The sequence below is a fragment of the Acinetobacter sp. CIP 101934 genome (assembly GCF_000369585.1).
Lineage (GTDB): Bacteria > Pseudomonadota > Gammaproteobacteria > Pseudomonadales > Moraxellaceae > Acinetobacter > Acinetobacter schindleri.
This window is the reverse complement of sequence record NZ_KB850094.1, coordinates 2849454-2869728: the sequence shown is the minus strand read 5'-3', so window position 1 is coordinate 2869728 and position 20275 is coordinate 2849454. Positions and strand designations below refer to the sequence as shown.

Below are 20275 nucleotides of genomic sequence, written 5' to 3'. Positions count from 1 at the left end.
ATGAATCGGCTCAATATGCCATAAATACAGATTGAATAGCATAGAAAAGTTGTAAAACATTGACCAGGGTTTTACCATTGCGCCAACTTAAAAATTGTCTGATTTTTTGCCATGAAATCTTCATCTCCTAAAATTCAGCGTCGTCATATCAGCGGTGTGTTCCTGTTAAATAAGCCTCTAGGCATCAGCTCAAATGCTGCACTGCAAAAAGTACGCTGGCTATATCGTGCGCAAAAAGCCGGACACACAGGTGCGCTGGATCCACTGGCATCTGGTTTACTGCCAGTCTGTCTGGGAGAGGCGACCAAGTTTTCGCATTATCTGCTGGATTCAACCAAGCGTTATCAAACGACTATTTTTCTAGGTCATAGCACGACTACCGGTGATGTCGAGGGGGAAATCCTGCTTGAACAAGCTGTTCCTGAACTGAATGAACAGCTAATCAAGGATACGATTGCCCAATTTGTTGGTGAAATCCAGCAAGTACCACCGATGTATTCAGCACTGAAAAAAGAAGGTCGTCCGCTGTATGAGCTGGCGCGTAAAGGTATTGAAATTGAGCGTGAAGCGCGTCCAATTACCATTTATGCCATCGAACTTTTATCTTTTACTGAAAATAGCATCACGCTGAACGTGACCTGTTCTAAAGGCACGTATATCCGTGTACTGGGTGAAGATATTGCCAAGGCATTGGGTACTTATGGTCATCTGACTTATTTGCATCGTACGCAAACGGGTCATTTTGACATCATTCCAAGTTATACCATTGAATATCTGGAAAGCCTGAGCGAAGAAGAGCGTGAAGCTTTATTGCTACCGGCTTATGCGCCCGTGCAGCATTTTCCGCAGGTTCAAGCGCCAGAAGGCCGTGCTGAATATTTTAGCCGTGGTATGGAAAGTAATATTGACCATCCGGCAGAGCCACAAGTGCTGGTATTTGAGGGTGAGAAATGTCTGGGCCTGGCAGAAATTACTGATCGTAAGCGTCTGGTGCCGAAGCGTGTGTTAAATCTCTAGTAAATATTAAGAGAAAGTTGATATGGACATCGAGATCATCATCAGTCTGATTGGCTTTGCCTTTATGGCAGGGGCAATTGATGCCGCCGTCGGTGGTGGTGGTCTAATCCAGATTCCAGCGATTATGAGCAGCCTACCGTATCTGCAGCCAGCGACCGTGTTCGGTACCAATAAGCTGGCTTCCATTTTCGGCACAGCCTCCGCGGCACTTTCCTATTTGCGACAGGTGAAATTGCCGTGGGCTTTGCTCGGCGTGGTTGCCTTGTGTAGCTATATCAGTTCTTTTGCTGGCGCGGCCAGCGTCACGCTAATTCCGGTCGATATTCTCAAGCCTTTTGTGCTGGTCATGCTGATCGTGATCGCGGTCTATACTTTCATGAAAAAACAGTTCGGCCGGGTACATGTCGAGCAAAAATTGACACGGAAAATGCTGATGTTCGCTGCCATTGGTAGCTTGATGATCGGGTTTTATGACGGAATTTTTGGTCCGGGCACGGGCAGTTTCTTTATATTTTTCTTTATCCGTTATCTGAGCGTGGATTTTTTACATGCGTCAGCACTTTCGAAAATTGCCAATTTCACTACGAATCTGGCTGCACTGAGTTTCTTTATTCCAACAGGTCATGTGCTGTTTATGATCGGTGCCATGATGGCGGTGGCGAATATTGCAGGCTCGATTGTTGGGGTGAAACTGGCCTTTAAATATGGCAGTGGTTTTATCCGGATTCTGTTTCTCATATTGGTCAGTTTGCTGATCTGCCGGATGGCTTATCAGATGTTTTTGATTTAAAAATAGATGTAAACCATTCTCGATATTAAAGTTTTTTATACAATTTCTACTTATAAAACCTCCTGAACCCTTGCCATTTCCTCTTTATGATGCAAAAAGGCATGACAAAAACAGGAGAAAAATTACATGACCACCATTTTTGAAGCACTCAGGGAAAGTCATGAAATTCAGCGTGATCTCGCTGAAAAACTATTACAAACTTCCGGGGATACGGCAGAACGCCGTGAGTTGTTCAAGCAGCTTAAAAACGAACTCTTTGCCCATGAAACTGCAGAAGACCGCTATTTCTATATTCCATTGATGATGACTGATTCGGGATTGAATATTACCCGTCATGCCTTGGCAGAACATCATGAAATGGATGAGATGATTGAAGAGCTGACTGCAACCGAATTTAGTAATCCGGGCTGGATTGCGATTGCCAAAAGACTTTCAGAAAAGGTTCATCATCACTTAAAAGAAGAAGAACATGGCTTCTTTCAGCAGGCAGGTAAAATTCTTGGAGAAGAGCAAAAGACCGCTTTAGCTGTGCAGTACAAGAATGAATATCAGCGTTATAAAGACATGAAAAAAGACATGCTGGTACAAAGTTAAGTTTTAAATTCAAAAACTGTATTGCAAAAAAAGATGGCTGTTCAGCCATCTTTTTTAAGAGATATTTAAGCTGTTTTTGCCTTTCTGGCCTGACGTGCAGCACGCAATGTGACCCCGACGGAAGCCAGCATAATACAGGCCAAAGCAATCCATTGTAATACGCCGGTACGTTCACCAAGCAGGATAAAACCGGTTAAGGCTGCCAGCGCAGGAGAAAGGCTGGACAGGGTGCCATAGCTCATCTTGTTCAGCTGTTTAAGTGCTTTCAGATCCAGTGCATAGGGAATTGCTGTTGCCAGAATTGCAATGGTAATGGCTTTGCCCCAATGCTGGGTATCGAGGACTGCTGCAGCATTGTGATATAGTCCGAATGGAAGTAAACATAGCGCAGAAATACTGATGGCAATGGTCAGGGCATGCATACCCATATTCTGCTGTACCACACGCTGACCAAAGAAAATATAGAAGGCCCAGCATAGACCAGCACCTAATGCACAGGCAGCACCCAGCAGGTCAAACTGATGATTGGCAGCTTGTCCCCATGGCACCATCAATGCGATTCCTAAAATTGCCAGAATTACCCAGATATAATCACTGCGATTTTTAATCGATAACAGTGCCAGCCCTAGCGGTCCTACAAATTCCAGGCCGACTGCAATCCCTTGAGGCAGTCTGCCCAGTGACATATAAAACAGGATATTCATCAGGCCAAGTGCCGCGCTGTAGCAGAGTAAATCTTTCCATTTGAGATAGGGCAGTCGCGAGATAATTTTCCAGGAACGGAACATCACACAGACAATAATGGCGGCAAAACATAGACGCAAAATGGTTACTGTCAGCGGGTCCAGTACAGTAAATAATTGCTTCGCAAAGGATGCACTGATCTGGTATGAAGTCATGGATAAAACCATGTACAACACAGCAAGGAGTTGGGCGTTTGGCATGGGAGTTTGATATGCCAGGCAGGCACAGAATTCAGGTCAGGGAGAAAGGCAGATTATAGCAAACTGGTTAATTTTTGATGAGTAGGCGGAGAGAATATTTTGTGAACAGTTGCCTTAAATTTAAAGCAAATGAATTTAAATTTTTAAGCTCCATAAATGACCAGAAAATTTTAAATTCAAAGTGTAAAAATCACTGCGCAAAACTTTGAATTTAAAAATTCCTACAGTAGAAAATGATCAATGATTTAAATATTTTTATTTTTGCGCTTTTGCATGGTCACCGTACAGCTAATTGAAGCGCTAATGATTGTGCCTAATGCCAGCCATTCGGTCCATAATAAAGTTTCACCCAAAAAGATAAAACCGGAAAATGCTGCAATTGCAGGTTCCAGACTCATCAAGGTTCCAAAACTCAAAGCGGTTAAATTTCTAAGTGCAATCATTTCCAGGGTAAAGGGCAGTGCACTGGCCAATATTGCCAGAGCTAAAAAGTACATCAGGCTGATTGGTTCAAAAGTATGAGCTGGCATTCCTGCAAAGAGTGCAATTGGCATCAGTACCAGCATACCGACAAACATGCCTAAGCACACGGTATGGTTGCCGGAAACCCCGGAAGGCTTCTGTCCCGCGACGATATACAGTGCCCAGCAGGCACCTGCACTCAAGGCAAATAGAATACCAATCGGATCAAGTGGCTGTGCGGCCTGATCAAAGGGAAACAGCAGCACCAGTCCCAGAATTGCCAGCCCGACCCAGATAAAATCAAATTTCTGCCGGGCATGAAATAGCGCCACACTGAGTGGCCCAATAAATTCAAAAGAAACTGCAATACCGAGTGGCAGGCGATCAATCGCCAGATAGAACAGCATATTCATGCCAGCCAGAGCTAAGCCATAACTGATAATCGCTGACCATTTCACCTGACGGAAATTGATTTGCCAGATCTTAAAAATCAACGCCAACACGGCTGCACCTAAGAATAGGCGCATTGCGGAAACCGTCAGAATTGGAAACTGGCCAAACAGATATTTGGCAAAGGAGCCACTGCTTTGCATGCTGATCATGGCGATCAGCAAAATCAGTGGCGCTTGCACCATCGGTGCAATTTTAAAATCTGGCATGACTAAATTTGGCTTCGAAGTAATCGAATACTGCGCACAGGAGCGGACTGTACTCAGGGAAAATAAATCCCTAAAAAATAAAAAAACCGCAGACCGAAGCCTGCGGTTTTTTCAGTAGTTGAATTAGAACAATACGCGTACGCGAATTGTGCCTTCAACTTCGTGTAGCGTATCAAGTGCTTCTTTAGATGCAGTCGCATCTACATCCATCACGAGGTAACCTACATCACCTTTGGTCATTAAAGACTGACCAGAGATGTTGATGCCGTGTTCAGCAAACAGATTGTTAATCTTAGACAGAACACCCGGGATGTTTTTGTGGATGTGAAGCAGACGGTGTTTGCCTTCAGTCAATGGAAGCGCAATTTCTGGGAAGTTCACCGCAGAAAGTGTCATACCTTTGTCAGAATAAGCCACGAATTTTTCAGCAACTTCCAGACCGATATTCGCCTGAGCTTCCATAGTAGAACCGCCCACGTGTGGAGTCAGAATCACGTTTGGAATGTTACGCAGTGGAGAAACAAATTCTTCACCGTTTGCTTTCGGCTCTTTCGGGAACACGTCAACCGCAGCACCTGCAAGGTGACCCGATTTAAGTGCATCTGCCAAGTCTTCAATCACTACACACGTACCACGTGCCGCGTTAATGAAGATCGAACCTTCTTTCATTTGCGCGAATTGGTCTTTGGTCATGAAGTTACGTGTCGATGGAACGTCTGGCACGTGTAGAGATACGACATCAGCATTGGCAAGAAGTTCACCTAATGAACCAACCTGACGTGCATTACCTAAAGGTAATTTAGTCACTGTATCGAAGTAGATGACTTTCATACCCATGCTTTCAGCAAGCACAGAAAGTTGTGAGCCAATTGAACCGTAACCTACGATACCTAAAGTCTTACCACGCGTTTCGAATGAACCTACAGCAGATTTGTTCCAGCCGCCTGCATGTGTATCTGTCGATTTTTCAGGTACACGGCGAAGAAGAAGAATTGCTTCAGCAAGTACAAGTTCAGCAACCGAACGAGTATTTGAATATGGTGCGTTGAATACCGGAATACCACGACGCATAGCAGCATCTAGGTTCACTTGGTTCGTACCGATACAGAAACATCCTACCGCGATCAGTTTGTTCGCAGCTTCAAACACTTCTTCAGTGAGCTGAGTACGGGAACGGATACCAATGAAGTGCGCATCTTTGATCGCTTCTTTCAGTGCTTCACCCTCAAGCGCCGTTTTGCGATAGTCGATGTTGGTATATCCAGCTGCATTCAATGTGTCGATTGCGTTCTGGTGAACGCCTTCTAGCAATAGAAAACGGATTTTATCTTTAGGTAGAGATAGATGTTGGCTCATTACGGCTCCGCTACAAAGGCCAAATTTAGTCGCGGTATAATAGCATAGGAAAGTACCTGATTTACATTTCCTTCGTGACGTGAATATCAGGTATTTTTGCAAGTGATATTGGTGAAAATGATGATTCTGGTTGAATTAAACTATCATTTTCAAAGGTATATTAGCTAAATTGTCATTTTTTCAGGGAATCGCCTAAAAATAGCTTATAATATTGCGCCATGCTTTTAAAGCAGCCCGTTTTGATGCTTTAATGGTCATGTATCGTCTGAATTTCATACAGGCCTTGATGCCTGAAAAATATGCGAATGAACAGACGACCTCTCTCTTGTTTACTTCATGCTAGGTCTGCAAACGATGAATGCTCCAGTCGCTTTAACCCCTGAGTTATTGACCCAATTGACTGCAATTGTGGGTGAAAACCGTATTAAAACCGATACGGACAGCCTCCAGAATTGGGGTCGCGATCATACTAAGCACTTTGATCCAAACCCGTCAGTCATCGTTTTCCCATCAACCACTGAGCAGGTTCAAGACATCGTAAAATTGGCGAACCAATTTAACGTTGCAGTGACACCATCAGGTGGTCGTACTGGTCTTTCTGCAGGTGCAGTGGCTGCCAACGGCGAGATCGTAGTCAGCATGGACAAGATGAACCAGATTCTGGAATTCTTCCCGGCAGACCGTATGGTACGCGTGCAGGCAGGTGTCGTGACTGAACAGTTGCAAAACTATGCTGAAGAACAGGGTATGTACTACCCGGTAGATTTTGCGTCTGCGGGTTCATCGCAAATTGGCGGTAACATCGGGACCAATGCTGGCGGCATTAAAGTGATCAAATATGGCATGACCCGTAACTGGGTACTTGGCCTGACTGTCGTGACAGGTAAAGGGGATATCCTGCGCCTGAACAAAGGCATGATCAAGAACGCGACCGGTTATGCGCTACAACACTTATTCATCGGTGGTGAAGGTACGCTGGGTCTAGTGACTGAAGCAGAAATTAAATTAGAACGTCAACCACAAGATTTACAAGTGATGGTGCTGGGTGTACCTGACTTTGATGCGATTATGCCGTTATTGCATGCCTTCCAGGCGAAAATTGATTTAACTGCATTCGAGTTCTTTGGTGAACTGGCAATGCAAAAAGTTTTGGCCAATGGTCATGTACAGCGCCCATTTGAAACCGAATGTCCATTCTACGTGTTGCTTGAGTTTGAAGCGCCGTTTGAGCCGATTATGGACAAGGCGATGGAAATCTTTGAACACTGTATGGAACAGGGTTGGGTACTGGATGGTGTGATGAGCCAGAGCCTGGATCAGGTGGAAAGCTTATGGCGTTTACGTGAAGACATCTCTGAGTCAATCGCGCCGTTTATTCCATACAAAAATGACATTTCAGTTCTGATCACTCACGTCCCAGCATTTATTAAAGAAATTGATGCGATTGTTTCTGAGAACTATCCTGACTTTGAGATCTGCTGGTTCGGTCATATCGGTGACGGTAACTTACACCTAAATATCTTAAAACCTGCTGATTTGTCTAAAGATGAATTCTTTGCCAAATGTCAGGTCGTAAACAAGTACGTATTTGATACCGTGAAAAAATATGACGGTTCAATTTCTGCGGAACATGGTGTAGGTATGACCAAAAAGCCATATCTTGAATATTCACGTTCAGCTGAAGAAATCGAATATATGAAAGCCCTGAAAAAAGTGTTCGATCCGAAAGGCATCATGAACCCGGGTAAATTATTCGATCTTTAATCTGGTCAAATTTACAAAAGCGCATCGAAAGGTGCGCTTTTTTTATTGTTGTGTAATCACACTTACATTGTCTCAATAGTCGGCAAAAAGAAAGCCCGGCATCATAGTTTTTGATAATAAAGACAACAATGGAAACAAGACCATGCTACGAATAATTTTATTGGCAACTTTGACTTTGGGTGTGGCTGTAACAGGTGGTTGTGCAACGACGCAGGATACAATTTTTAAATTACAGTCACCAGATACCCCACTAGAGCAGGTTTTAAAATTGCGCCCTGAACTGCGTGAGAACATTGCAACAGTGGAACTACGTCAATTCTTTAATAATATAGAGTCACCTACTGCAGGTCAGGTGAAAGTGACAGAAACCGGGCTGAAAGATGATTCGGTAAAAGCCATTCAAACCATTTATCACTTTAAGCTGGATGGTCGTCAGTGGGAGCTGGTCAATATTCAGAAAGCTTATCAATGCTTGCGGGGAAATGATAAGAAAAAATTCCAGCAAGAGCCGTGTCCATAATATTGTTTGCTCTTTAAACAGGTTTTAGTTAAAAGCGTATTTTAAGGATGCGCTTTTTTCTTTTTTTAAAGAATGGCTTAATTTATTTTAAATTTATAAAAACGCAACTTATAGAAGTTATTAAATAGTTATATTTAGATAGACTTAACCCAAAAAGCTTTAAACAATAAACTCTGCTACACTTCGCTCAATTTTTTAAATTCAGCTCTTTTAAAATTCTAAAAAGAGTAAATGAGCCTTAACTCTTCCATGCAAAATATTCAAACGACAAAACTCACCCGTGCCACCATTATGTTCCCGTTGGCGCTGGTACTGTTTGAGTTCTCCGTCTATATCGGCAATGACCTGGTACAACCCGCCATGCTCGCTATTACCAAAGAGTTTGGTGTGAGCAGTACCTGGGCGCCGTCGTCCATGTCTTTTTATTTATTGGGTGGGGCATTTATTGCGGCTGTGCTTGGGCCCTTATCAGATCGACTCGGTCGTAAAACTGTATTACTCGGTGGTGTCGCTTTCTTTGTTATAACTTGTCTGGCAATTCTGTTTGCTCCGAATATTGAAAGCTTTATTGCACTGCGCTTTTTACAAGGCTTCGGCCTGTCTGTGATCGGTGCAGTAGGTTATGCCGCAATTCAAGAAACCTTTGAAGAACGTGATGCCATTAAAGTCATGGCACTCATGGCAAATGTGTCTTTGCTCGCACCATTGTTGGGGCCTGTGCTCGGTGCCTTTATGATTGAGCATGTATCCTGGCATTGGGGCTTTATCGGCATAGCCTTCTTGGCTTTTTTGAGCTGGTTTGGTCTTAAAGCCAAAATGCCTGACCCTCAAATCAGTCGGGTTAAACAGCCGCTAAGTTATATCTGGGATGACTTCAAAGAAGTACTAAAGAATAAGCGCTTTGTGACACTAACCATGTCATTGCCTACCATCTGCATGCCGTTAATGCTGTGGATTGCACTGTCTCCAGTCATGCTGGTCGAGCATTTGGGCCTGACCAGTATGCAGTATGGTTTGGCCCAGATTCCAGTCTTGGGCGGCCTGATTGCAGGTAATCTGGTCCTGCTGAAAATCATCGACAAAATGCCCTTAGGTCACACTGTCATGCGTGCCGTCCCGCTGATGTTTATTGGAACATTGGTCATCGTCGCGGGGCTGTTTATTCCAGACTATTTTGTACACTGCCTGATTCTTGGCATGACTCTAATCAGTTTCGGTGAAGGCTTGAGTTTTTCGGTTATTTACCGTTTTGCTTTGATGTCTTCTGAAGTGTCTAAGGGCACCGTAGCAGCTGCATTATCTGTACTGATGATGCTGAGCTTCTTCGCTGTGATTGAGCTGGTTCGGGTGATTTATGAAGCTTATGCTATTTGGGGTTATAGTATTTCTTGTACTGTGCTGATTGCACTGTGGTTTGGCATTCCAAGAGTATGTTTAAAGACACTGATGGCAGAAAGAAAGGAAAGAGGGGAGTTTTGATATTATTTTCTTAATAACCTCACCTTAACCCTCTCCTGAGAGGAGAGGGAACATTCATTATAAATTTAATAGTTTTTGGAATTCAGAATAGAAAGTGAAAAAATATAAGAAGTCCTCTCTCCCTATGGGAGAGAGTTAGAGAGAGGGAAATATTAATAAAATAATCTTCCCCTTGCGCTGCAGTGCTGCTCATTTCCTAAAAGGAAAGGGAATGTCCATTACCTTTTGATAATGATTGCAATCCCCAAATTAAGCTTCAGCCGGCTGCTCCAGTTTTTTCAATTTCATATCAAAGATAAATGGCCCAAATGGCAGAATTGAAGCGATCAGGCCCATAATAAACATACTGAGTGACCATTTCTGTTTTTCACATACCGCAAACAGTACTACCAGAAAAAGAATAAATAACACGCCATGCCCCATGCCGATATATTTCACCAAAACAGGATTGTCCATCATGTACTTCACTGGCATAGCAATAAATAACAACAGCAGGAAAGAAATACCTTCAATCAGGCCAACAAGACGTAGGGTTTTGATGTTCATAAGCAAGTCAGAATATTTGGAAACTCTACGAGTGTAGCCGATATAAGTAGCAGAATAAATAGGCTTTATAACTATAAGTAATTGTATTTAAAATAAATAATTCAGAGTTGTGTAGTTGGTTTTAGCTGTGTTTTTATATTGGTAAAATAATCTGTATGATTTATAAGACATAAAAAAGCACCTCCGGGAAGGTGCTTTGCTGTAGTCAACGAATTAGATCACGCCACAGGCAATACGGTCACCGCCACCGCCAAGTGGTTTAGGTGAATCAGAGTAGTTATCACCACCGGCATGAACCATGATGGCACGGCCTTGAACATCAGCCAGCTTTAAGCGTGGTGCAACCACAGTCACTTTCGCAGTACCATCAGCAGCTACTTTCAGCGCTGGCAAGTCACCGAGGTGACCACTCATTGGCGTACCGTGATTCGGTGCCTGATTGGTATTCAGGTGACCGCCCGCAGCAATTGCAGCGCCGACTTTACCGTCTTTTTCAGCAGGGGCACATGAACCATTTTCATGGATATGGAAACCACGTTCACCCGCAGGTAAGTTGCTTAAATTGGTACGAATCACCAGACCCGCTGGACTATCAGCCAGGTAAACCATACCAATCGATTGACCCACACCTTGTGGAGATACAGCATTTACCGTAACCGCTTTCATATTGTCGATACTTGGTTGAGTCGAAGAGGTTGCACAACCAGTGAACAGGGCCGCACTGATGATACCCAGTGCAGATAACTTGAACATTGATGACTTAAACAATGCAGACATGATATGGCATCCCATACTTATTTTGATTTTGTGTCCTCATTGAAACAGAGAATTTATGACAATTCTATATGGATTAAGCACTTAAATGTTTTAGCTTTGTAATGCGATATAAGCGCTGCCAACACCACTTAAAGTGACGATGTTGGTGGATCTTTCTTTTCTTCTTCCAGATCATAGGCCAGCGTGGCTTTCGGCATCATCAGCGGTTCATTCTGGCCATTTTCATGCAGCCATTCACGCCAGATCGCCAGTAATACAGCTAGAATCACTGGACCGATAAATACCCCAATCAGACCGAAGCTGGCAATACCACCAAGTACACCAAACATGATCAGCAGGAATGGAATCTGGGTTGCGCCGGAAATGACCAATGGACGAATCACGTTATCGGCCGTGCTGACGATACAGACGCCCCATGCCATCACGCCAATCGCTTCGATGGTTTGACCTTGTGAAAATAGCCAGAGGGATACTGCACCATATGCCATAGGTGGGCCAAATGGAATCAGGGCAAAAATAAAGGTAATAATGGTCAGAACCATCGGGTTTGGCACACCTGCGACAAAGTAACTTACACCCGCAAGGAGGGCCTGTGCAATTGCAGTCAGTCCAACACCATAGACCACGGCACGCGTGGTATCAGAAATGGTATCCAGATAATGATGCACACGTGGACCAATCACTTTTTCTAAGGCTTTGCTGACCTGTTTCAGAATGATTTCGCCATCACGGTAGAAAAAGAACAAAGACAGCATCGCAAAACCTAACTTAATCAGGTTTTTGCTGATTTCATTAAATACCACTTTACCGTAGTTCAGGTGCCCCTGAATCCAGATGGAAATATTCTGGACAATGCTGTTTGGGTCGTTATTGATATCACGCAAGGTACGGGAAATTTCCTTACCTACAAGGGGCAGATTACGAATAAAGTCTGGAACATTGAGATGACCAGAAAAGACCTGTTTCTGTAATTCGTAATACAGGCTACGACCTTCATGTTGCAGCAGGAAGATGGCAAATGTTAATGGAATACCAACCACCAGCGTTACCATAATCATCATGATAATCGCACTCAGGTTCGGTCTTGAACCGACAGAGCGTTTGATAGACTGATACAGAGGCCAAGTCATATAGGCAATAATGGCTGCCCAAACTACAGGTACAATAAAGTATTTGAGTACATTAAAACTCAAATAAAGTAGGATAAAAAATAATCCAAACAATAAAACTTTTTGTAATGTAGGCGCGTATTGTTGCACTGAATTCAATGACTCATTCCTTAGGTCTGTCAGGCATATTAACTGAAAAAAAGCCGGGCGCAAATGTACACTGACAAAGTTATACGGATTCTTTTATCAAAAAAAAGATATCGTACGCTGCGAGTTTAGAACCATTGGGCTGGATCATCGATAATGGCATTTAATACAGGTTGCCATTGTGCCTGCATTTCCCGGTACATTTTTTGTGGTTTATCGAAAATCGACAGACCTTCCATTGCCAGACGTCCATATGGTGCACGTTCAGAAATCCATGCCACTGGCTGCTGTTCAATCCGGTCAAAGAACTGCTGAATTTCCTGATTCGATGCTGCATTCGGCCTGTTACGATTTGCCAGAAGCAGAATCTGGACTTTACCTTTACGAATCCGCTTGATTTCCTGAAGATGTTTCAGAAAACGGCGGGTCGAATCGATATCAAAAAATGAAGGCTGTAAAGGGATGATAATGGCATGTGCTTCACTGACCAGTTGTTCCGCATGATCGCCATTCAGGGCGCCGGGTGCATCAATGATCAGGTATTCGATTTTCTTGGGTGCATCGCCAATAGATTTGGTACTACGCCAGTCCAGACTCTGAATCGGTGCAGCATTTTCAGGGCGATGTTTTAGCCATTGCAGTGCAGATTTCTGGTTATCAGCATCAGCAAGCGCAACCTTGTAACCTTTTTGGGCCAGTGCTGATGCTAGGCTGATGGCAGTCATTGTCTTGCCACAACCACCTTTCTGATTTGCAACTAAAATTGTTTTCATGAGTCGGGGTGATTTATTTATGTACATTGCTAGCATATCATTCTTTTCTGATCGGCAGATGGCGGAAAACCTCGACTTCAGTCGAATCTAACCATAACTTAAGTGAAAATTAAGGAAGATTGAATGTCCATATGGATGGCAATGTTAATAGGAGCATGTATCGGGATTGTGCTGACCACACTCATTCTGGGGCAAAGCCGTAATGGCCGCATCAAGGCAGAATATGAACAATACATTGCCGAGCTAGAACTGGAGCATCAGCAGGCTCTGACCGCGGCCCAGAAGCGCAGTGTGAATACCAGCCGTGCTGTACTCAAGGGGAAAATGGCCGAACAGTTGGCACCGATTATGCCTGAATTTCAGTATTTACCCAGTGATGCCAAGTTCCTGGGTGATCCGGTAGATTATGTGGTTTTTGATGGTTATACCGACTTCCGTGATGGTGATGGTCTGGCCGAAGATATTGAAGTGGTGCTGATTGATATCAAAAGTGGTGGCGCACGGCTGAGCAAAGGGCAACAGGCAATTGCCCGGGCAATTCAGGAAGGGCGGGTACGCTTTGAAACCATCCGTATCGATTTTGAAGAATTCGAGGATTAGGAAAAGATCATATGGATAAGTTACTGATCACCGCAGCACTATTCGCATTTGGGATCTGGGTCTGGTCAGAGTATTTTCGCGCTATCCCTCATCTGGAAGAAAGCGGCGTCCTCAAGAATTTTAAGGTAGAAGCGGTACAGCCTGTTTCAGCAACGTATACAGTGCTGGATAAATCGTTTATCAAACCAAACCGTCGGGTCTTGCATCAGGCCAGTCCCTTTGTGGGTACTTTTAATGATCTGGCCTATGTCAGCAATATTGATGTCTTGCTGGCGACTCAGCCTTTGCCCACTATGCAGGCTAAACTGCAGCTTGATCAGCCGAAACGCTGCTTCCAGATTGAAGGTGCGGTCACTACAGCGGAGCAAGAAGCCATTAAAACCCATGTACAGCATTTTAGCCTGATTGCCGCCAATGAAAATATGGCTAATCAGATTCGCCGTCTGAAATCAGGACAGCAGGTTCATCTTCAGGGTGACATTGTCACTGTACAGTCGGGTACTACGGGTCAGGCTTTTCAGGCAGGGATCGGGTCGAAACATCGCGCTCAATGTCAGTTGCTTAAAGTGAATGCTATTCAGGTGAATTGATTTTATTCAATGCCTCAAACAGGCTTACGTGCCCGGGCCAGCAACATACGCTGTCCAATACTTGGAATACCAGCGGCATTGATATATTTTACTTCATCCAGTTCAAAACCGGCTTCAAGTAAAGCAGTTTCAATATCCCGATCAAGATGGCAGCCATCCGCGACTTTTTTCTGAATCGGGGTCAATAAATGCTGTAAACGCTGTATGTTCAGATTCTGCCGATTCAGTACATGTTCTGCTACATGCAAAGTTCCACCCGGCATCAGTACCCGATAAATCTCCTTCAGGCTTTGATGCAGATCAGGAATACTGCAGAGAGTCCAGGTTGAAACTACATTTTCCAGCTGATCACGATCAAAAGGTAATGCTTCAGCACTGGCAAGAATGTGCTCAACCACAAAAGGAGCTGCCTGAATCCTCTCTTGGCCTAATTTAAAAATTTCGAGATTAGGCTCTAAGGCATAGACGGTATGGACGCCTTGATAGAAGGGTAGATTCAGCCCGGTACCGAAACCGATTTCCAGAACTTCACCAGAAACCCCAAGTAGCAGTTCACGGCGCAGATCCATAAGTGAAGCAGTTTGCATGACCTGATTTAGCAGATGCGGGAAAATGTGTTTTTGATAAAGTTTATACAGCATGATTTTAGGTTCAATTTATTGCTGAATTGCGCTTAGCTTAACCGAAAATTTCCCGGTAAATATAATTTTTAGTACGACTCATTCATAGCACATTGTTACCAATTTCAACTATTTCCTTCATAAGTTCGCGCTAAGATATTTGGTGAACAGATGAACTGAGATGGTTGGAATAAAAGCAAGATGAGGTTGAAAAGCATGAAGCATATTGCCCTGTGTCTGGGTCTGATGCTACCGGTGCTGTCACAGGCATCCGTAGAACATAATATTGCCAAAGGCTTGCCACCCGTGGCAAAAGGCCAGTCAATTTCGGTATTGCAGCCGTTTAAAGGTGATTTCCGGATTTTGGGTTCAAAAATTTATAATAATGATCCACAAGCCAAGTTTTCTCCGATTGATTATGCAGTAAGTTGGGGACTATTCGCTGAACCGGAAATTGCCCGGCATATCACGGTAAACCAGTATGACCGCTATCTGAACTGGAAAATGGATCGTATTCCAGTGCCTAAAGCACAGGCCATGCAGATGGTATCCAATATGCATATCATTCCTGCCAATCCGCAGATTGCTAAAGCCATTAAACAGGTCAAACGTGGTGATCTGGTCCGCTTGAAAGGCGAGCTGGTTGAAGTGCGAGATAAAGATCTGGTGTGGACCTCATCATTGACTCCGACTGATACAGGTGATGGTGCATGTGAAGTGTTTCGTGTCAATTCAATTCAGTGGATTGAAAAGGTGCAACGTAGCTAGTGATAAAAGTTCATTCATGGCAATTTATAGGAAAAGAAAACCGCTCAAAGGAGCGGTTTTTTATAGCTTGATTGAGCATTTATTTAGCAGCTAGCGCTTCGCCTTCAAACTGAATACCATCCCAGCCATTGAGCATGAACTGGCGGATATTCTGATGATCGGTCGCTTCCGGCGTTGCCAGTACTGCGGCATAGTGTTCAGCAAAAAGACTTAAAGTTTGCGACTGATCCAGACCATTTAATTTGGCAAAAGAGAATACTTTTGCACTGCCCTGGTTTTCAGTAGCGGCATTGGCTTGTTGACCATTTTTAAAAGCTGTTGGTGTGTGCTGATAGCGTGCATCAATGAATGCAATTACATCAGCAAATTTTACTTCGCCAGCAGCCAATTGAGCCAGTAATTCCTGAACCATGGAGTTTTCCTTTAGAACTTAAATAAATATGAATGGCGTCGAATATACCAATTTTTTGGCAAAGATCCATGTTCATTGTGCAATTTTAGGTGCATGATGTTATTCATTATTCTCGCCCAGTATAAGGGTTGATGACGTGTTCAGGATTGAAGGATAACGGAGAGGACATGAACTGGCTTTTGGTGGCAATGGGCGGCGCAATCGGGGCGACACTGCGTTATGTAACAGGCATGCTGATTTTCAAGCCGCAGATGTTATTTCCCTGGCCGACCTGGTGGATCAATATTATCGGTTGTTTGTGTGCGGGGATCTTCTTTGCCTTTAGCCAGAAATACAGCTTTCTACAGAATGAAGCACGGCTGTTATTTATGGTGGGGATCTTAGGCGGTTTTACTACTTTTTCCAGTTTTGGTCTGGAAACTTTTCAGCTGCTTAAACAGGGGGCGCTAACAATTGCTGTCAGTTATGTCGTATCCAGTGTGATTGTCGGTGTACTGCTACTGGGAATTGGTTTCTATCTGACTCAGCTGGCTTTAGCGCAGGCATAAAAAAGTCAGGAAACTAGGGAGATTTCCTGACAATAGAGGATCTAGAAATGAGACATTAAGGTTTAGCTGCGTTTAAAGCGTGCAAAACGTTTATTGAAGCTTGCTACGCGGCCTTCATTACTGGTTTGACGCTGTTCACCAGTATAGAAGGGATGAGACGCACTTGAAATATCGAGAGTGACATAAGGGTAAGTTTTGCCCTCGTATTCACGGGTCTGGCTTGAATTCATGGTGCTGCCAATAACGAAATAAACATCGGCATTGGTGTCATGAAATAGTACTTCACGATACTCTGGATGGATATCTGGACGCATATTTTTACCTTGCTTGAACAACAATGATTAGATTTAATGTTATGTTATAATATAACAATATTGTTTTCAATATAAGCCCGGTAACGATGTGTATCCTGGTGTAACTCTTGTTAAAGCTTAGGCACGTTTCGGCACCAGCTCCTCAAATACATCACTGAGATCATCTTTAACTTTCAAATGAATCAGGTTCCAGTATTGTCCTGAAATGGTCCGGTTTACCATCAACGTATCTGGAGAAGGTTTAAATACGTCCCAATATTTCAAGGATGGCTTGATCAGCTCTACCCCGTCATGGTGCGCCGAGTTTTCCTCAAAATCATAATAGCCATTTAGTGGGCGTAACAGTACTTCCAGCCACTGTTCATACAGTTCCTGAGGGAATTTTCCAAGTTCTGTAAGTGACTTAAGCGAGTCTAGCTGTTGCTCGATCATCGGAATATTCTGTTCCCGAGCTGCATGTACTAACTCTCTAAAATGACCAATCACTTCAGTAGATAAAGTTTTTACACCACCGAAATCGTAAATAATCACTGTGCCATCTTCACGGAAGGCGAAGTTACCCGGATGCGGGTCACAATGGAAACGACGCAGATAGAAAATTTCCTGGCCAATGGCACGGAACAGGCGACGGCCCAGATCATTACGGATTTCTACCGGCCAGGTACTGGCAGTTTCAATACTTTCACCATGTTCCAGACTTAAAGTCAGAATATGCCGTGACGAATAATCCGGATAGACTTGTGGAATCACAATTTTGCTATCCAGTGTTTCGTGGAAAGCACGAGCAACCTCTAAATTTTGTGCTTCGATTTCATAGTTCAGCTCATCGTCCAGACTGTGCTGAATTTCCTTAAACAGCTGATCTTGCAGTTTACGGTCAATTTTCAATACACCCATCAGACGTAACGCCAGACGGACCTGTTTTAGGTCGCTTTCACAAGCTTCCTCCACACCCGGATATTGCACTTTCACCACGACTTGCTGACCATTCGGCAAGGTGGCTTTATGCACCTGACCAATCGAGGCAGCTGCAAAAGGTTTAGGTTCAAAATCCTGGAAAATCTGCTCCAGCGGTTTGCCAAGCTCTTTTTCAACCTGTGCTTTAATCACATTAAACGGCATGGCTGGCGCCTGACGTTGCAACTTGGAAATGGCACGTGCGACTTCAGGCGGAAAAATATCTTTATATTGAGAAGCGATCTGACCGACTTTCATCACCGCGCCTTTCATTTCCCCAAGAGTGTCGGCAATCTGTACACCAATATCCTGAAAAAGTTTGCTGCGCGCTGCATTTTTCTGCTCTTCGTCGGCAGTTAAATTTTTAATAGAATTTGATAATGTTTTGCTGGCGATACTTGCTGTCATACCGGCAAGTTTCATAAAGCGACGACCGGGTGTGCTAGCCGTTTTTGCCATGCGGAATTCCTCAAAATCATCTTTTTAATGCTGTCTTTGATCATAGGCGACAAAGGCGTAAATGCCTATAACTAATTGTAGAGGTTGTGTTGCTAGCCCAATCTCATACTTCACAATTTCTTCAATAATCTTCCAAAAACTGTGCCAATACCGCTTTGATTCATTATTTAGAGTGATTGGGTTAACCATTAATTCTGAGTTTTTATGCATTGATGAGATTAGAATAGTCAGCATGATTTAAGCTAAGATTATTCCATGAAAGTTTATCGTTATTTTACCGGTAAGGATGATGTGCATTTTTGTGCCCGTGTCACCAAGGCATTAAATGAAGGCTATGAACTGTATGGTTCACCAACCATGACTTTTAATGGGACAGAAGTGATTGTAGGCCAGGTCGTCATTAAAGAAGTAGCAGATGAGTCTGAGATTCCACAGGGTTTAAAAGCAGCTTTAGAAACAAACTAGAGTTTTGAATGATCATGCCCTCAATGTTTCATTCGCATTTTTATCTCATTGTGTAGGTAGTTTTTACTTTCACAGCGGCAAAAGTAATAAAACCCCTTTATTAATCTGATGCTCTATCCTGAGCACGCTTTAAGCACTGCTTTAAAGCATGGCGCAAGATGACTGATCAACGGCGACATCCATGTCGCTTGCGAGCTAATTGAATATAGGATTGAAAAATCATCCCTTTTAATTCTTTTTAAGCTTGCTGAATTAAACGTTTATTGTTGCCATAGAGACGCATGAGTAGTAACACACAGGCCACACTCAGACCAACAATCAGCCCCACCCAGACACCGGCCGCACTCATATCTGTAAATCTGGACAGATAGACACCGACCGGGAATGCAATCACCCAATAGGCAATCATGGTGATCCACATCGGGCCTTTGGTATCTTGCATACCACGTAAGCAACCTGCCGCACTGATCTGCCAGGCATCCATCAGCTGATAGGCAATTGCAAATAGCACCAGATACACTGCGATCTGGGAGACCTGCATTTCCGAGGTATACAGCGCCACAATTTCATGCTTAAAGAACCACAGCAGCAGCATGGTCAATACGGCAAGCACCGTAGCAGTGACTAAACCCAGCCATTGCACCTGACGCATCGCGACCCAGTTTTTCTCGCCATAATAGGTTCCAACACGGATCGTCAAAGCAATCGCCAAAGACATCGGAATCATAAATAGCTGCGATGTAATCGAGATCGCAATTTGATGTGCCGCGACAATAGTTTCACCCAGCGGACTCAGGACAATCGCTGCCGTACTGAAAATGCTCACTTCAAAGAAAATTGCCAAGCCAATCGGTAAGCCTAGCTTGAGAATACGTTTGAGCCAGTAAGTATTAATTTTTTCCCAGTGAGTAAAAGGTTGGGTTGCCTGATAAGACTTATTTTTTAGAATATAAATCGCGAGCGTAATCAGCATCAGCCATTGCAGAATCGCTGTAGCAAAACCACAACCAGCACTGCCCAATGCAGGAATTGAACCGAAACCATACATAAAAATAAAGTTGAGTGGTATTAATGCCAGCAGGGCCAATAGACTGATTACAGTGACTGGGCGTGGATAACCGATTGCCTCGGAATAGCCACGCAGTGCTGCATACATAGTCACGGCTGGCATACCAAAACCAATGGCATGCAGGAACAGGCCAGCCTTAGGCTGCAAGCTTTCCGGCACACCCAGCAAAGGTAGGGTTAGAGGTAAAATCTGCAAAACTAGCCCTGCGATTACTCCGAGTACTAAAGCCACCCAAAGGGATTGACGGGCAATCGTTGAAATTTTCTCGGGAGTGCGAGCACCGTAAGCTTCAGCCACTAAAGGAGTAGTAGCAATCATGATGCCACTAAATAATAACATCACCGGAATCCATAACCCGACCCCGACCGCAATGGCTGCCAGATCAGTTGCAGACAGATGCCCCGCCATAATGGTATCAATCAGACCAAGACCAGCTTGGGAAAACTGGGTGATCAAAATGGGCAACATTAAGGTGAACAGTCGTTTTAATTCAAAGCTTAGGGTTGTGGCTGACGAAACATTCGACACAAAAAATA

The 20275-nt window shown here is 43.8% G+C and carries 23 protein-coding genes; 11 read left to right on the top strand and 12 right to left on the bottom strand.

Translation table 11 applies throughout. The annotated features are described in order from the left end of the window. The first annotated feature begins 111 nt into the window (after window positions 1-111). The 3 genes from truB to F899_RS13965 all read left to right on the top strand — a co-directional run bounded on the left by truB (window position 112) and on the right by F899_RS13965 (window position 2401). On the top strand, window positions 112-1017 hold the full coding sequence (truB, locus tag F899_RS13975; RefSeq protein ID WP_004896210.1) for a tRNA pseudouridine(55) synthase TruB: 906 nt from the start codon (window positions 112-114) through the stop codon (window positions 1015-1017). Between the two features lie 22 nt (window positions 1018-1039). Then, window positions 1040-1807, top strand: a complete 768-nt coding sequence (locus F899_RS13970) for a sulfite exporter TauE/SafE family protein (RefSeq protein ID WP_004896209.1) — start codon at window positions 1040-1042, stop codon at window positions 1805-1807. Between the two features lie 126 nt (window positions 1808-1933). Beyond that, window positions 1934-2401 carry a hemerythrin domain-containing protein gene (locus F899_RS13965; protein ID WP_004809925.1) on the top strand — a complete coding sequence of 156 codons (468 nt, stop codon included), beginning with the start codon at window positions 1934-1936 and terminating at the stop codon, window positions 2399-2401. A 65-nt stretch (window positions 2402-2466) separates the two neighbouring features. Here the strand turns inward: F899_RS13965 and F899_RS13960 are convergent, their stop codons facing one another. The 3 genes from F899_RS13960 to serA form a co-directional block, all read right to left on the bottom strand. Continuing rightward, a complete protein-coding gene (locus F899_RS13960) occupies window positions 2467-3345 on the bottom strand; it encodes an EamA family transporter (RefSeq protein WP_004896206.1) in 879 nt (292 codons plus the stop codon). 245 nt (window positions 3346-3590) lie between these two features. After that, window positions 3591-4466, bottom strand: a complete 876-nt coding sequence (locus tag F899_RS13955; protein ID WP_004896205.1) for an EamA family transporter — start codon at window positions 4464-4466, stop codon at window positions 3591-3593. 123 nt (window positions 4467-4589) lie between these two features. Next, window positions 4590-5822, bottom strand: coding sequence for a phosphoglycerate dehydrogenase (serA, locus tag F899_RS13950; RefSeq protein ID WP_004809918.1), 1233 nt, complete (start codon window positions 5820-5822; stop codon window positions 4590-4592). Between the two features lie 354 nt (window positions 5823-6176). Between serA and F899_RS13945 the strand changes: the two genes are divergently transcribed. From F899_RS13945 to F899_RS13935, 3 genes are all read left to right on the top strand, one after another. Beyond that, on the top strand, window positions 6177-7586 hold the full coding sequence (locus F899_RS13945) for an FAD-binding oxidoreductase (RefSeq protein WP_005223420.1): 1410 nt from the start codon (window positions 6177-6179) through the stop codon (window positions 7584-7586). 142 nt (window positions 7587-7728) lie between these two features. After that, the gene (locus F899_RS13940) at window positions 7729-8106 is read left to right on the top strand and encodes a hypothetical protein (RefSeq protein WP_005223419.1); all 378 of its coding nucleotides are present in this window, start codon (window positions 7729-7731) and stop codon (window positions 8104-8106) included. Window positions 8107-8355: 249 nt separating this feature from the next. After that, window positions 8356-9585 carry a chloramphenicol efflux MFS transporter CraA gene (locus F899_RS13935; protein ID WP_005223417.1) on the top strand — a complete coding sequence of 410 codons (1230 nt, stop codon included), beginning with the start codon at window positions 8356-8358 and terminating at the stop codon, window positions 9583-9585. Window positions 9586-9834: 249 nt separating this feature from the next. On the opposite strand, the gene F899_RS13930 is transcribed toward F899_RS13935, so the two are convergent. The 4 genes from F899_RS13930 to F899_RS13915 all read right to left on the bottom strand — a co-directional run bounded on the left by F899_RS13930 (window position 9835) and on the right by F899_RS13915 (window position 12937). Continuing rightward, on the bottom strand, window positions 9835-10131 hold the full coding sequence (locus F899_RS13930) for a DUF3817 domain-containing protein (protein ID WP_005223415.1): 297 nt from the start codon (window positions 10129-10131) through the stop codon (window positions 9835-9837). Between the two features lie 213 nt (window positions 10132-10344). Beyond that, a complete protein-coding gene (sodC, locus tag F899_RS13925; RefSeq protein ID WP_004809907.1) occupies window positions 10345-10908 on the bottom strand; it encodes a superoxide dismutase family protein in 564 nt (187 codons plus the stop codon). A gap of 128 nt (window positions 10909-11036) precedes the next feature. Further along, the gene (locus F899_RS13920) at window positions 11037-12176 is read right to left on the bottom strand and encodes an AI-2E family transporter (RefSeq protein ID WP_004896196.1); all 1140 of its coding nucleotides are present in this window, start codon (window positions 12174-12176) and stop codon (window positions 11037-11039) included. 116 nt (window positions 12177-12292) lie between these two features. After that, entirely contained in the window at window positions 12293-12937 is a 645-nt protein-coding gene (locus F899_RS13915; protein ID WP_005223412.1) for a ParA family protein, read from the bottom strand. 123 nt (window positions 12938-13060) lie between these two features. Here F899_RS13915 and F899_RS13910 point away from each other — a divergent pair, with 123 nt between their 5' ends. After that, on the top strand, window positions 13061-13537 hold the full coding sequence (locus F899_RS13910) for a Holliday junction resolvase-like protein (RefSeq protein ID WP_004809901.1): 477 nt from the start codon (window positions 13061-13063) through the stop codon (window positions 13535-13537). An 11-nt stretch (window positions 13538-13548) separates the two neighbouring features. Further along, window positions 13549-14127, top strand: coding sequence for a hypothetical protein (locus F899_RS13905; protein WP_005223410.1), 579 nt, complete (start codon window positions 13549-13551; stop codon window positions 14125-14127). Window positions 14128-14141: 14 nt separating this feature from the next. Here F899_RS13905 and F899_RS13900 read toward each other — a convergent pair whose 3' ends face one another. Further along, window positions 14142-14768, bottom strand: coding sequence for a class I SAM-dependent methyltransferase (locus F899_RS13900; protein WP_005223409.1), 627 nt, complete (start codon window positions 14766-14768; stop codon window positions 14142-14144). Window positions 14769-14963: 195 nt separating this feature from the next. Between F899_RS13900 and F899_RS13895 the strand changes: the two genes are divergently transcribed. Then, complete coding sequence (locus tag F899_RS13895; RefSeq protein ID WP_004809895.1) at window positions 14964-15515, top strand: hypothetical protein; 552 nt, start codon at window positions 14964-14966, stop codon at window positions 15513-15515. A gap of 79 nt (window positions 15516-15594) precedes the next feature. On the opposite strand, the gene F899_RS13890 is transcribed toward F899_RS13895, so the two are convergent. Then, window positions 15595-15927, bottom strand: coding sequence for a HopJ type III effector protein (locus F899_RS13890; RefSeq protein WP_005223408.1), 333 nt, complete (start codon window positions 15925-15927; stop codon window positions 15595-15597). A gap of 167 nt (window positions 15928-16094) precedes the next feature. On the opposite strand from F899_RS13890, the gene crcB reads away from it, so the two are divergent. After that, a complete protein-coding gene (crcB, locus tag F899_RS13885; protein ID WP_005223406.1) occupies window positions 16095-16475 on the top strand; it encodes a fluoride efflux transporter CrcB in 381 nt (126 codons plus the stop codon). 62 nt (window positions 16476-16537) lie between these two features. On the opposite strand, the gene F899_RS13880 is transcribed toward crcB, so the two are convergent. Both F899_RS13880 and F899_RS13875 read right to left on the bottom strand, forming a co-directional pair. After that, window positions 16538-16789 carry a type B 50S ribosomal protein L31 gene (locus F899_RS13880; RefSeq protein ID WP_004809889.1) on the bottom strand — a complete coding sequence of 84 codons (252 nt, stop codon included), beginning with the start codon at window positions 16787-16789 and terminating at the stop codon, window positions 16538-16540. 117 nt (window positions 16790-16906) lie between these two features. After that, complete coding sequence (locus tag F899_RS13875; RefSeq protein WP_004809887.1) at window positions 16907-18205, bottom strand: ABC1 kinase family protein; 1299 nt, start codon at window positions 18203-18205, stop codon at window positions 16907-16909. Window positions 18206-18460: 255 nt separating this feature from the next. On the opposite strand from F899_RS13875, the gene F899_RS13865 reads away from it, so the two are divergent. Then, a complete protein-coding gene (locus F899_RS13865; RefSeq protein WP_005223403.1) occupies window positions 18461-18670 on the top strand; it encodes a DUF1737 domain-containing protein in 210 nt (69 codons plus the stop codon). Window positions 18671-18908: 238 nt separating this feature from the next. Here the strand turns inward: F899_RS13865 and F899_RS13860 are convergent, their stop codons facing one another. Then, on the bottom strand, window positions 18909-20267 hold the full coding sequence (locus tag F899_RS13860; protein ID WP_005223401.1) for an MATE family efflux transporter: 1359 nt from the start codon (window positions 20265-20267) through the stop codon (window positions 18909-18911). Window positions 20268-20275: the final 8 nt, after the last annotated feature.